At 40.1% G+C, this 13,577-nt stretch carries 13 protein-coding genes; 3 read left to right on the forward strand and 10 right to left on the reverse strand.

What is annotated here, in order from left to right:
- Window positions 1-102: 102 nt before the first annotated feature.
- Together OK414_RS15545 and OK414_RS15550 are read right to left on the reverse strand one after the other, a co-directional pair.
- Complete coding sequence (locus OK414_RS15545; RefSeq protein WP_016764596.1) at window positions 103-1,119, reverse strand: hypothetical protein; 1,017 nt, start codon at window positions 1,117-1,119, stop codon at window positions 103-105.
- A gap of 72 nt (window positions 1,120-1,191) precedes the next feature.
- On the reverse strand, window positions 1,192-1,611 hold the full coding sequence (locus OK414_RS15550) for a hypothetical protein (RefSeq protein WP_013057548.1): 420 nt from the start codon (window positions 1,609-1,611) through the stop codon (window positions 1,192-1,194).
- A 407-nt stretch (window positions 1,612-2,018) separates the two neighbouring features.
- On the opposite strand from OK414_RS15550, the gene OK414_RS15555 reads away from it, so the two are divergent.
- A complete protein-coding gene (locus tag OK414_RS15555; RefSeq protein WP_016764597.1) occupies window positions 2,019-2,510 on the forward strand; it encodes a hypothetical protein in 492 nt (163 codons plus the stop codon).
- Between the two features lie 80 nt (window positions 2,511-2,590).
- A complete protein-coding gene (locus OK414_RS15560; protein ID WP_013083673.1) occupies window positions 2,591-2,725 on the forward strand; it encodes a hypothetical protein in 135 nt (44 codons plus the stop codon).
- A 57-nt stretch (window positions 2,726-2,782) separates the two neighbouring features.
- On the opposite strand, the gene OK414_RS15565 is transcribed toward OK414_RS15560, so the two are convergent.
- Complete coding sequence (locus tag OK414_RS15565) at window positions 2,783-3,145, reverse strand: DUF4183 domain-containing protein (protein ID WP_234943437.1); 363 nt, start codon at window positions 3,143-3,145, stop codon at window positions 2,783-2,785.
- Between the two features lie 134 nt (window positions 3,146-3,279).
- Between OK414_RS15565 and OK414_RS15570 the strand changes: the two genes are divergently transcribed.
- Entirely contained in the window at window positions 3,280-3,660 is a 381-nt protein-coding gene (locus tag OK414_RS15570) for a DUF4183 domain-containing protein (RefSeq protein ID WP_263045363.1), read from the forward strand.
- Between the two features lie 142 nt (window positions 3,661-3,802).
- Here OK414_RS15570 and OK414_RS15575 read toward each other — a convergent pair whose 3' ends face one another.
- The 7 genes from OK414_RS15575 to OK414_RS15605 form a co-directional block, all read right to left on the reverse strand.
- Window positions 3,803-5,035: an aminopeptidase gene (locus OK414_RS15575; protein ID WP_263045190.1), complete on the reverse strand. Its 1,233-nt coding sequence runs from the start codon at window positions 5,033-5,035 to the stop codon at window positions 3,803-3,805.
- A 143-nt stretch (window positions 5,036-5,178) separates the two neighbouring features.
- Window positions 5,179-5,973: an IclR family transcriptional regulator gene (locus OK414_RS15580; protein WP_016764601.1), complete on the reverse strand. Its 795-nt coding sequence runs from the start codon at window positions 5,971-5,973 to the stop codon at window positions 5,179-5,181.
- Window positions 5,974-6,024: 51 nt separating this feature from the next.
- Window positions 6,025-6,801: a fumarylacetoacetate hydrolase family protein gene (locus tag OK414_RS15585; RefSeq protein ID WP_128820399.1), complete on the reverse strand. Its 777-nt coding sequence runs from the start codon at window positions 6,799-6,801 to the stop codon at window positions 6,025-6,027.
- A gap of 107 nt (window positions 6,802-6,908) precedes the next feature.
- Complete coding sequence (locus OK414_RS15590) at window positions 6,909-9,086, reverse strand: malate synthase G (protein WP_016764603.1); 2,178 nt, start codon at window positions 9,084-9,086, stop codon at window positions 6,909-6,911.
- 172 nt (window positions 9,087-9,258) lie between these two features.
- Window positions 9,259-10,710, reverse strand: coding sequence for an FAD-linked oxidase C-terminal domain-containing protein (locus OK414_RS15595; RefSeq protein ID WP_016764604.1), 1,452 nt, complete (start codon window positions 10,708-10,710; stop codon window positions 9,259-9,261).
- Window positions 10,694-12,055, reverse strand: a complete 1,362-nt coding sequence (locus OK414_RS15600) for a (Fe-S)-binding protein (RefSeq protein WP_095379466.1) — start codon at window positions 12,053-12,055, stop codon at window positions 10,694-10,696. Before OK414_RS15600 ends, OK414_RS15595 begins: the two co-directional genes overlap by 17 nt.
- Window positions 12,056-13,381, reverse strand: coding sequence for an FAD-binding oxidoreductase (locus OK414_RS15605; RefSeq protein WP_047932390.1), 1,326 nt, complete (start codon window positions 13,379-13,381; stop codon window positions 12,056-12,058).
- Between the last annotated feature and the right edge of the window lie 196 nt (window positions 13,382-13,577).

A 13,577-nucleotide genomic window follows, 5' to 3' on the forward strand; every position in this document is an offset into this window, starting at 1 on the left:
CGTAACGATTATACCAAATTTTTCATTGCTTGTCAGTGAACCATTTTGTCGTCGTTGCATTTAAAGTAAAAAAACTCGTTTTATACGAGTTTTTTTACTTTATTAGCTGCTGCTGCACCCACTCCCACAGCTGGAGCTTGAACAGCTAGAGCTGCTGCAGTTTGAACTCGAACAGCTGCTGCCGCTGTCATGATGGTGATGCCCTCCATCGTGTTGGTGATGGTGGCGATTGTCTTCCCATGGACTTGAACAGCTATAGCCGCTGTAAGAGGCTGTATCTCCCGCATACATCGTTTTTTTATATAGCAGCAGCTCATTCATATGGCTTGAAAAGTTGGTGGCTTTGTAGAGAGAATAAAAAACAAAACCTTGAAGAAGAAGTTCGTTTGATACATTTCCTTTTTTAGCCGTTTTTTTAAAATAAGTTGATCCGCCTGCTTTTTTTCTTTTTCGAGCAGCATTGATTTCTTCTTTTAACGTTTGAATCAGGGCTCTCTGCAGTTTTTCCCATTTGCCGTTTCTTAAAAAATAGCGATCTAGTAATTCATCTTCTGACAATCTTTGAAAATCTTGAAGTGTACTTTTATCAAGCGGATGCTGAAAAAATTTCCCCCAAAGCAGTCGGCTGTTGCCCGTTATGTCAAACAAATGAGCATACATCCAATCGAAGAATGCTCGCTTATCCGGCTGTGGTGATGGCGTAGTGTCTACATTTGGCTGGTGATGCAAAAAACGGTCAAAAAAACGGTCTGTAAAACGCCCATAATCCACTGTAAACATGATCATTTCGTGCCACACTTCATCTACTTTTGCACTAAACATCGGTACGTCTTTGATGACTGCATTTAATAAAAAGTAGCGCTTCATCTCAAAAAATGTCCATTCTACTTCATCGTCTTTTGTATTTCGCCCTTGTATACGCTGTTTCACCTGTTGAACATAGGCTTTCGGTAAAGAATCTTCTAGTGAATGAACAATATCTTCAAAACCATTACCTTCATGTATTCCGAGCTCATCTGGAAGCTCCTCTTTATACAAGCGAAATCCCCTTGGCTTTCCAATCCCTTTAATAATCAAAGCTAAAAGAATTACCGCTCCTACTATAATTGCTGTTATCATCTTTTTCCCCCTATACGGTGTCTATATATTCAATATTTTACCACATTCGTAAAATACAAAAAAAGAGCTCAATTAACTTGAGCTCTCGTCATCATCGGGCATCTCGTCTACCTTTTCTACTTTGACTAGACCTTTGGTGCTATATTCAAGATCAAAGTATGCTTTAACGATATCCCCTTTTTTCAAATTGCTTGGAATCGGTTCATTTAAATTTTTATCGGAAAATTTAATGCCCGTTCCTTCTTTTGTTGTTCCGCTGTATGTACCATTTTCGATTTTTTCAATAGTAATATAATACACTCGATATTTGTGCGCTTCCTCGTCGCCCTTTGCTTTTTCTTTAACGGTTTCTTGTTCAGGGAGCTTACTCAGTGTTTCTTGGGCCTGTTCGGAAGTCGGCTCTGCTGATCGATTTATGAATTGCATCACAACTAACACTAAACATATAACTACTAAAACTAATAATAATATCTTTTTTGCTGATAAAGACAATGAACTGTGCCTCCTTACACCTTTATGTATATCATGCTGCACACAAGAGATTATACACGATAAAGGATTAGAAATTGGAATAAATTCTATAAAAATAGTAAAAATATGAAAAAGTACCTAGAATTTTTTACGCTTTTCTGCACTTTTTTGAGATAAAAAAGAAATTTGGTACCTTATCCTTAAATTGTAACTGATTCACTTCATTTTCGAAAAGAGTTTTGACCATTTTGTCGTAAAAAAGTCATAATAAGAAGGAATATCACACCATATTGTCGAACGTATGTATATACTTATAATGAACTGCCGAACTGCTTTTCTCTACCCTCATTGTTGAGGCAATATGGCAACTGAAACAGCTTGCTGTTAAATTCAGATTACACATCTATACTCAGGAGGTGGAATGCAAAATGATGTTTGCACTTATTGTTGTGGTTGGTATCGTAGCACTTGGCGTAGCTAGCTTCTACGTCATTAAGCGGCCTCAAGGCGCTGTTGATCCTGAGGATCGCAAACCGCTTGTTTCTGTAAACGGGCATGTTAAATTTGCAGAAGGAATTAATCAAATTTCCATATCTAAAATTGACATGTACGATCAGCGTCTTGTTATCAATCAAGTAGCTATTATTCCATTTAACCGTATTCAACGAGCAGAATTTTCAAAGGTTGTCAAAAATGAAAAAGGCCTTCACGGAGCTCCTGTTCAACGCTATTTCGGTGAATTAACCATCCATTTCACAGACAAGAACGGGCAAGAAACATACATTAGCTGTGAAACACCGAAAAAAAATCAATTTCACCTCATCTACCAGTACGATTTAATGAAAAGACAATTAAATAAGCGTCTGGGTCTTGAAGATCTGCAGCCTTACCTTACTCTTCAAGAACCATACGAACTATAAGAGAAAACCTCCCTTTTTCACATATTATTTCACTTCCCTGTACATACTAGAAGCGAAACTGAAAATGGGAGGTCATTCCAATGGATTTCGTCCGTTTTTTGCAATATTTTTGTTCAATCGCCGGCGCTCTATGCTTAGGGTTTACCTACTATCACATGTTCAAGCGTGACGCTCCGGTTAAAAAAGAAGAATCACAGCAAGGTGGAACTGACTAACGTTCACCTTGTTTTTTTATGTGCAGGCATGTGTACTTCGCATTTTGTGGTTGAAAGTTAGATTACTTTAATCATTTGTAAAATCACGGGTGATTTTTCTAAAGGAATATCCTCTGTGTTAATGATAAGAAGTCCTTTTTGGACGCTGTAATTGGAGGAAGGCTGTAACACACCGTTTATGAATAGATTACTGTACGAGTAGCTCTCAGGATCCAATATATGCTGAGTGCCGTATTCTTTTAATGCATCTTGATCTGTAAAGATGCGCTTGCTGCCTCCGGCTACCGTATAGTATTCAAAGATGCGAACTTTTTTCGGAAATATATACCTGAATTCCTGCTGAGGCAACACGGGAAGCTTAATAAAAGGTGTTGAACAAGAGGATGCATACTGATCGCAGCCGTAAGATTTTTTTTTCAAGAAAGACTCTCCTTCACAGATGTACTTAGTTTAGTTATAGTCTTTAAGAATTAAATTTATGCCATTAAACCTATTCCTCAGAAGGAACAAATGCATATATTGAAGGATAGAACATGAAAGGAGGTAACACATTTATGCCTCTTCAAATTATGAAACTCGCTATAGCCGCTACTACCACTGTAACAGCCAGCCCAACCGTCTCACGCTTTTTCTATGCAGCCACTGCTACAACTACGGGTGCAGCTACTCTAACAATCGATGCGGCTGACTTTTTTGGTGACACAGGTGGCGCGGCTACTGCACTCCCTGCTTTAGCTACGGATAACAGCTATTACAATGTGTATATCAACGGCGTTTTACAAATGACTGGTCTTTCCACATATACGCCAGGAGCTACGGGTGTCGGTTCTTTAGCTATTACGGTTCCTGCAGGATCTAGCGTTTTAACAGGTTCTCCTATAGTTTTAGAAGTTGTTAACTTTGCTCCTGATTCTGATACTGATGTACAAACTTAAAAATAACTTGCTATCGTTTTATTTTAAAGCGAAATCGCGCGTGTAAGATATATAAAGTCTCAGTTTTAAAGAAATTTAGTGGTCATAACAAAAGCTTCTGCGCTACATCCGCAGAAGCTTTTATTATTGTTGTTTATTTAATTCAAAACGCCCAGTTCCCTTTTCTAAACACAGGTTCTGTTGTGCCGTCAGCTTTAATGCCGTCGATGTCCATTTCAGCTGAGCCAATCATGAAGTCAACGTGGGTGATACTGTCGTTTGCTCCGTTTTGTGACAGCTCTTCTTTAGACATCGTTTTTCCGCCTTCTAGACAGAAAGAGTACGAGCTGCCGATCGCTAAATGGTTGGATGCATTTTCGTCAAACAGCGTGTTGTAGAAGATAATGTTTGACTGAGAAATTGGCGATTGATGCGGTACTAAGGCTACTTCTCCTAAGTATTTGGCACCTTCATCTGTTTCAATTAGGTGCTTTAACGTTTCTTCGCCTTCTTCTGCTTTTACATCAACAATTTTTCCATTTTCAAATGTTAGCGTGAAGTTTTCAATTAAGTTTCCTGCGTAGCTAAGCGGTTTTGTGCTTGTTACTTGTCCGTTTACGCCGTCTTTTTTTGGAAGTGTGAATACTTCTTCTGTTGGCATATTGGCCATAAACGAGTTGCCGTCTTCATTAACACTGCCTGCGCCAACCCAAATATGTTTGTCAGGAAGCTCAATTGTTAAATCTGTTCCTGGCGCTTTATAGTGAAGCTTAGCAAATCTCTTTTCATTTAAAATGTCTACTTTTGTATGTAATGAAGCATTATGCTCTTCCCATGCAGCCACTGGATCTTCTTGGTCTACGCGCACGGATTTAAAAATAGCTTCCCACAGTTTTTCTTGCTGCTGTTCTTCTGGAACGTCAGGAAATACTTTTGCTGCCCAGTCTTTTGAAGGAACAGCTACAATGGACCAGCTGATTTTATCGGATTGGATCGCTTCACGGAATTTTTTCATTGCTTTTCCGCTTACTTTTTGGAAAGCAGCAATACGTTTGCCATCTACTCCTTTTAGTAAGTCAGGGCCGCTTGAAATCACAGATAAAACAGCGCCTCCGTTTTTCACAAGCTCTTCTCTTGCTTGAGCTTTCCAAGCAGGAAATTCACTAAATACAGATTCATCCGCTTTTTCATATTTCAAACGAACTAAATGATCGTCATGCCAGTCTACATCAACAGACTTTGCTCCGGCTTCGTATGCTTTTTTCGCAATTTCACGAACAAAATCAGCGGAAGAAATATCGGCATTAATGTTTAATATTTGCCCTTTTTGAATGTTTACACCGACTTTTACAGCTAGCTCGGCATACTTTTCAATATTGCGCTCAAACTGTTCCATAATTTATCTCCTTTACGTATATATTCTAACGACTTTATTGTATCATGAATAAAACATCAATTAAAAATCCTAGCCTATAGTTTACATAATATAATTACGTTATTTTACAGATTATTATATAGCAAAAGTTTGTTCTCTAAGAATCAGAACAAACTTTTGTCTTTCACAGATTCAGTTTTGTAGCCGAGCCGCTCCGAAATGTTCTTGCCTATATCAACCATGCGTTCTTGAAAATACGTTAATCGCTCATTTGTCATACGCATGGTAGCACCGGAAATGCTGACTGCGGCAACGACTTGACCAAGGTGATCAAAAATAGGCGCTGCGATGCAGGTAATTCCATATTCATTTTCTTCTAAATCCAGCGCATATCCTTTTTGTTTTACTTCTGAAAGTTCTCGAAGAAAGCTTTCTTCATCTGTAATGGTGTGATCGGTATGAGCGGGTAAGCCTTTTCTTTCAAGAATGCTTGTTACCGTGTTAAGCGGTAAAAAAGCTAGGATAGCTTTACCGACAGACGTGCAGTGCATAGGGGCTCTTTTCCCCACTTTTGAATGCATGCGCAGCGTCTGATTGCCTTCTAATTTTTCAATATACACTACTTCACCTTGATCGTAGACAACAAGATGAATAACTTCATTTGTTTCACTTTCAAGTTCTTGCAAAAACGGCTTTGCTTCCGTTCGTAAATCAATAGAATCTAAAAGCTTTGAACTTACTTCTAAAAACTTATACCCAAGCTTGTACCGCCCGGTTTCTTGATCTTGTTCAATATAGCCGTACTGAGCAAGAGTAGTTAGAATACGGTATACGGAGCTTTTGTTGATGTCCATTTGCTTTGCAATTTCTGTGACGCCTACCCCTTCTCTTTCCATACTGACAATTGTGACGATATCCAACGCCCGGCTTACAGACTTCACCATATTTTCTCTCTCCATTTTTTTCTCTCCTTTATGTGTCGTGTTACTGCCGGGCATTTTTTATCACTCTTATACGTTTACACGTTCTTTCTCTGCAGCAAACGGATTTTGGAGGGTTCCAATTTCTCGGATGGTGCATTCAATGATATCGTTTGCGCTTACCAGCTCCGCGCCGACCGGACTTCCTGTTAAAACCACATCTCCCGGCTTAAGGGTCATAACAGTAGAAAGGTAAGCGATCATTTGCTCAACGGAAATAATCATTAAATCTGTCGAGCTATTTTGTTTTTCAACGCCATTTAAAAACGCTTTTACATGAATGGATTTAAAATCAAGCTCCGTTTCGATTACGGGGCCAAGAGGGGTAAATGAATCAAAGGATTTTCCAATGGTCCAGTGCCCGTCTTCATGAAAATAATCCGGAGCCGTTACATCGTTTCCAATTGTATACCCAAATATATAGTCCAGCACGTCTTCTGTTGCGATGTTCTTCGCTTCTTTTCCAATAACAACCGCAAGCTCGGATTCAAACTTGACGTGCTTAATCGCGGTTGGAATGACAATGGCATCGTTTGGACCGATCACAGAGGATGTGGGCTTAAAAAAGAAGACAGGAATAGAAGGCATTTCTCTTGGCAGCTCCGACTTTGCAGCTGCATAATTTGCGCCTATTCCAATAATTTGATTCGGCTCTAAAGGAGCCAAAAGCCTTACTTCACTCGGTGAAAAAGTCTGCCCTGTATAGTCCCATTTCTCAAATATATTTCCTTTAATGACGCTGATCGTATTCTCTTTTAGTACACCTGTATGACGGCTATCTTGTACAGCGAACCTTACAAATTTCATAACATAGCTCCTTTTCCCATTTGCTTAATTTTAATAAGAATAGTAGATAGTCAGATTCTGAAGGTGTAAGTACAGCCTGCCATCCCTATGCTGACAGGCCGTTTGTTTTACTGTTTTATAGCTGCTTTTGCCTTTGCTTCTATACGGCTGCGGTGTAAAATGGGCTCCGTATAGCCGTTTGGCTGATCATAGCCTTGAAATACTAAATCGCAGGCTGCTTGAAAAGCAATGGATGCGCTGTAGTTCGGTGCCATTGGCTGATACAGAGGATCATTTTCATTTTGTTGATCCACTACTTTTGCCATTCGCTTGAGCGTCTCCGTTACTTGTTCCTTTGTACAAATTCCATGATGAAGCCAGTTAGCCACGTGCTGACTAGAAATACGAAGCGTTGCCCGGTCTTCCATTAGCCCTACATTATTAATATCCGGTACTTTTGAGCACCCTACTCCTTGGTCGACCCACCTTACTACATAACCAAGTATTCCTTGAGCGTTGTTGTCGAGCTCCTGCTGAATTTCATCTTTGCTCCAATTTGGTTTTTCTGCCACAGGAATTTGCAAAATGTCATCTTGTAAATCAGTAGACTGAGTAAGCAATTCGTTTTGAACATCTCTTACATCAATTTGATGATAGTGAAGAGCATGAAGCGTTGCTGCGGTTGGTGAAGGCACCCATGCCGTATTCGCTCCTGCTTTTAAATGTCCCACTTTTTGTTTAAGCATTTCCGCCATCATATCCGGCATTGCCCACATTCCTTTTCCGATTTGAGCGCGCCCTTGGAATCCGCTTGCTAATCCTACATTTACATTAGACTGCTCGTAGCCTTGAAGCCATTTAGACGTTTTCATATCATTTTTACGAATAACAGCGCCCGCTTCCATTGAGGTATGAATTTCGTCACCCGTTCGATCCAAGAATCCAGTATTAATAAAAGCCACTCGTTCTTTTACTTCTTTGATACACGCTTTTAAATTAAGCGTCGTGCGGCGCTCTTCGTCCATTACGCCAATTTTAATTGTATGACGCTCAAGCCCTAGCATATCTTCAATTGAATTAAATAGCGTATTGGCAAAAGCTACTTCTTTGGAGCCGTGCATTTTCGGTTTAACGATATAGATAGAGCTCTTTTTAGAATTTTGATACGTACCGTTTTTAAGCAAGGTGTGTTTGGCAATTAAACTAGTAATCACGCTGTCTAAAATACCTTCATAGATTTCGTTGCCATTTCGATCTAAAACAGCGCTGTTTGTCATTAAATGCCCAACGTTTCGAACAAACATAAGCGAACGGCCAGACAGTGAAATCTTTTTCTTGTCCGGAGAAATATAGGTACGGTCTGGATTTAAACGCCTTGTCATGTTTTGACTTCCTTTTTTAAAAGTAGACGTCAAATCACCTTTCATTAATCCCAGCCAGTTGCGGTAAACATCTACTTTATCTTCTGCGTCTACTGCCGCTACTGAATCTTCACAGTCCATAATCGTCGTAAGAGCTGCTTCCATTAAAATATCTTTTACACCCGCATCGTCTGTTTTACCAATCGAATCCGTACGGTCAATTTGAACTTCAAAATGCAGGCCGTTGTTTTTGAATAAAAGAGCATCAGGGCTTTCTTCTTCCCCTTGATACCCTACAAATTTCTCTTCTTCCTGTAATTCGGTTAAACTGCCATCGTTTAATTGAGCGACAAGCTTTCCATTTTCAAGGCTGTACTGAACCACTTCCGCATGAGAAGACTGAACGAGCGGAACAACTTCATTAAGAAAATTCTTCGCAAACGCAATAACTTTTTCTCCTCGAATTGGATTATAAGAACTCGTGCGCGAAGCTCCATTTTCTTCACTGATTGCATCAGTACCGTAAAGAGCATCATAGAGACTTCCCCAACGTGCATTAGCAGCGTTAATAGCGTACCGGGCGTTATTTACTGGTACAACAAGCTGTGGTCCTGCCTGATAGGCAATTTCGCTGTCTACTCCTTCTGTACCAATAAGAAAATCTTCTGTCTTGCCTTCTAAATAGCCAATTCTCGTTAAAAACGATTTGTATTCGCTAAAGTCACCGTCAGGGTTTTCTTGATGCCACGCATTAATTTGAGCTTGCAGCTGATCACGCTTTTCTAACAAACGTTTATTTACGGGTGTTAACTTGGTTACTAACGCTTCAAAATCAGACCAAAAATTTTCTGTACTTAGGCCGCTGCCCGGAAGAGCTTCCTCATTGATAAATTGATAGAGAACTGGAGCTACTTTCAGATTTCCAACTTGTTTATAGTTTGTCACCGTCTGTTTCCTCCTCTTACTCTTTTACATTTTTAAATTTGGACGCGCTTTTATTTCTTTTTGCCAAAAATGGTTAAGACGAACATATGCGGTTCTGTTTCTTATTACGAAACAGTGTTTTATTTTTGTTAAAAAAATCATATCATCGAGCGAATATATTTTCAAGAATTTTCTAAAAATATTCTATTTTTTTCATTTCTTTTTTGACTTCAGCGCAGCGGCTCGGACTTGGAAACAGCTTTCCTGCATTTAATAGATTTTTAGGATTAAATACTTCTCGTATATTCGTTTGTGCTTGAATTTCCTCTTCATTGAAAACAAATCGCATTTCTTCTTTTTTTTCAATGCCCACGCCGTGTTCGCCGGTAATCGTTCCTCCTGCTTCTGCACATACTTGCAAACATGCGCTTCCGGCGTCGAGTGCTTTTTCAGTTTCCCCGGGTTTTCTAGCATCAAATAATACAAGCGGATGCAAGTTCCCGTCTCCGGCGTGAAAAATATTGGCAATGCGAAGGCCAGATTCTTCGCTAATTTTGTTAATTCGCTTCAGCACTTGAGGCAGTTTACTTCTTGGAATAACGCCGTCTTGTACGAGATAGTCAGGGGATATAGCTCCCATCGCTCCAAATCCTGTTTTACGATTTGCCCACCACCTCGCGCGTTCTTCTTCACTTTCCGCTACTTTCACTTCCCGTACGTTTTGTTTTTTACATACGTCTAAAATACGAAGGATTTGCTCTTCGATACCGGCTGAAATGCCGTCTACTTCAATTAATAAAAGAGCTTCAATATCTCTAGGGTGTCCGACTGGAAACGCAGCAGCTTCCACTCCTTCAATGGCGGTTTTATCCATCATTTCAAGCGCAGCAGGTACAATGCCGGCTGATATAATGTCCGATACCGCTTGGCTGCCGTCTTCTATGCGGTCGAAATAGGCAAGAACCGTTTGTTTTGCTTCGGGGTTTTTCAAAATGCGTACCGTAATTTTTGTAACGATTCCTAACGTCCCTTCTGATCCTGTTAAAAGCCCTAATAAATCATATCCCGGTTCATCTGGAATACCTTGCTTGCCAAGCTCAATCACATCTCCATTTGGAAGCACGACCTCTAGCCCTAAAATATGGTTGGTAGTTACCCCGTATTTAAGACAGTGTGCCCCTCCTGCGTTTTCCGCTACATTTCCACCAATGGTGCAGCAATATTGACTCGAAGGATCCGGTGCATAATAATATCCTTTTTCAGAGATTGAATTGGTTAATTTAAGATTAATAAATCCCGGCTCTACAACGGCACGCCTGTTTTCATAGTCGACGCTAAGAAGGCGCTTCATTTTCACTAAACTAATAACCACTTCGTTATTAAGAGGAATTGCTCCCCCGCTCAGTCCTGTCCCTGCTCCTCTTGCGAGAAAAGGCAAATCATGTTCATTGCAGTATTTAACAATGCTAGAAACTTCTTTCGTATTTTGAGGAAATAACACCGCTTTAGGCAAATGTCTATGAATGGTAAATCCATCGCAGTCGTACGCAAGCAAATCTTCTTTATGATGCAAAATAGAATGAGCATCTACTAGTTGAGAAAGATTTTTTACGTGAAGATCTTTTATTCTATTTTTCTTCAACACGATGTGCTTCCTCCTCTTCTTTTTGATAGGCCCACTCCAAAAGCTGTACCGTGTGAACAATTTGCTGACTTCGTCCATATTTTTTCACTCCTACTGCCATCTGCAGCATGCATCCCGGGTTTCCCATTGAAATCATTTCTACGTCATGAGGCACATGTTCCATTTTACTTTGAAGCACAGCTCCCGCCATATCAGGATTTGTTAAATTATAAATTCCTGCACTTCCACAGCATCGGTCCGCATTAGCCATATGAACCATTTCCACTCCCGGAATAGAAAGCAAAATATCTCTTGGTTCTTCTCTAACTCCTTGACCATGAGCTAAATGGCAAGCGTCGTGATACGTAATACGCTTATGCAGCTTTGTCTGCGGGGCTCGATATCCCGTATCGTGAAGGTATTTTGAAATATCCTGGACTTTTTCAGCAAAGACTTCGGCTTTTTCAAGCCACTCTTGCTCTTCTTCTCTAAATAGTTCAGGATACTCTTTCAACATGCAGCCGCATCCTGCAGCGTTTACAATAACAGTGTCCGCATGCTGAAACGCCTCTATATTTTTTTTTGCAAGCTGTCTTCCCATGTCTCGGTCTCCTGCATGAACGTGCAAAGCACCACAGCATGTTTGAGATGGAGGAATAACGACGTCGTTTCCATTTCTTCGTAATACATTAAGAGTCGCTTCATTAATATCACTGAACATGACGTCCATGATGCAGCCGGTTAAAAAAGCAACTTCTGCTTTTCTTTCGGCTTTTGCTTTTAGAACGCGTTTCTTTTTATATTTTTTTCGAACAGAACGGGTAATTTTAGGCATTACATGTTCCATTTCCGCTAGATGTGTCGGCATCATATTTAACATGCCTGCTGTGCGCATCATTTTTTGCATTCCGCTTTTTTGATACAGCTTCAATAAGCTTCCTGCAGCTTCTAAGCGATGAGAGTGAGGAAAAAGTTCTTTTAGAAAAAACTTGCTGATCATGCCTTTCCATCCCGTCAAAGGCATTGCCTGACGAATTTGGCCGCGAGCTTCTTCAATGAGTCCGCCAACGTCTACATTTGCAGGGCAAGCAGTTGTACAGGCCCGGCAATCCAAACAGGCAAACACAGGGTCTGTAAACTGCTCATTCACGCTTATTTTTCCTTCTGCTACCGATTTGATAAGGTGCACGCGTCCTCTTGGTGAATGCTGTTCTTGCCCCGTTATTTCATAAGTAGGACAAGACTCCAAGCACATTCCGCAGTGTACACAATCCGCCCATTTTTTTTCGTCTGGCGCGTCTTTCCACAAATAATTGCTAACACTTTGACATGGAGCATCTTTGATATCCGCTTTCGCTGAATTCACTTAGATTCCTCCTATAAATCGTTTATAGTTAAGCACGTTTTTAGCGTCCATCTTTGCTTTAATTCCTGCTAGTAACGGAAAATGAGAAGGTTCTTCTCCCCATACATTTACTTTTTGGCGGAGTATAAAAGGCAAATGGTTAACGATCACATATCCTCCGTACGTTTTAGCAGTTTCAGTAAATGAAGTAATAACGGAAAGAATGGCATCTTCTGAGCCTTTTATGTAGACCGAACAAAGACCATGTCCAACTCCTCCATGTGCTTTTATCAGCATTGGACGGGACGTTTTTAATGCAGTACTTTTGTTTATTACATCGAGTACATTCATATTTGGTACGCCAATTTTTAGTGCGGCTTCCGTTTCCTCTTCGGAAGAACAGCATGCACCATTTGGACTAATGTTACTAAAAAATCCCCAAAATACTTCGGCTTCTTTTTCATGCAGCACTTTTAAAATCGTATCAGGCGGCTGAATACTTTTGATGTAATTCTCTTGATAATGAACGGAGCTTTCCACATCTTCAAAGCTGATTACAAGTGTAAACAGATGCTGCCCTATTACATCTTCAGCTAGAGAAGGATTTAATAATTCCAAAGCAACGGGCTCTATCATGGAATCTAAGACTTTGCTAACAAACGCATGAATTTCTTCGATATTGCCTGTTGAAAAAGAAATAAAGACAATGCTTTGATACTTGGGCAGCGGACGCAGCTTTAACGTTATTTCGGATATAACGCCGAGCGTTCCCATTGAACCAATAAACAGCTTATTCATATCATAGCCAGCCACGTTCTTGACGACTTTTCCCCCTGAACGAACAATGGTTCCATCTGAATATACGACTCTCATACCGATTACTGCATCTCGAGCTGATCCATAAGACAAGCGCTTTGGACCACTTTCATTCGCTGCAACAACTCCGCCGATTGTAGCGTATTCTCCTAGAGCTGGGTCAAGTGAAACTTGCTGATTATAGGTTTTTAAATACGTTTGTAGCTCTCCAAACGGTGTACCAGCTTTTACAGTAACCGTCATATCTCCTACTGTATGTTCAACAATTCCGCTGTATTCAGTCAGTGAAAGTAAAAGGTCAGCTGTCTCCATAAGCCCGCCAAACCCTTTTTTTGTACCGTTCCCTTCAATGATGACTTTTTTTCCGTGTTCCGTTGCATACTTTAAAACGGCTGCTATTTCTTGCTCTGTAGTTGGCTTAACGTGAAGGGATCCGTTATTTCCAAGGAAGGGATTCATATGCTGTTCTTCAAGTGTGGAAGAATTAAATAAAATGGATTTTAAATGACCTGGAAGCTCTAACGTACTCAATAAATTGACTCCTCTCGTTTTGTAATAGCAAACAACGTTTCACTAGTAACAGAAAGAAGTGCTCCATATAATACGACTAAAAGTAGTAGATTAATAAGAAGGATAATTAGTAGAATAGATGAAAAGATATATTTTAAGCGCTTACAATCATTAAATCACCTATTCTTGGGATTTTCAACCAATATTTTCTTCATAT

The sequence above is a fragment of the Priestia sp. JV24 genome, assembly GCF_025910025.1.
GTDB classification, from domain to species: Bacteria; Bacillota; Bacilli; order Bacillales; family Bacillaceae_H; genus Priestia; species Priestia megaterium.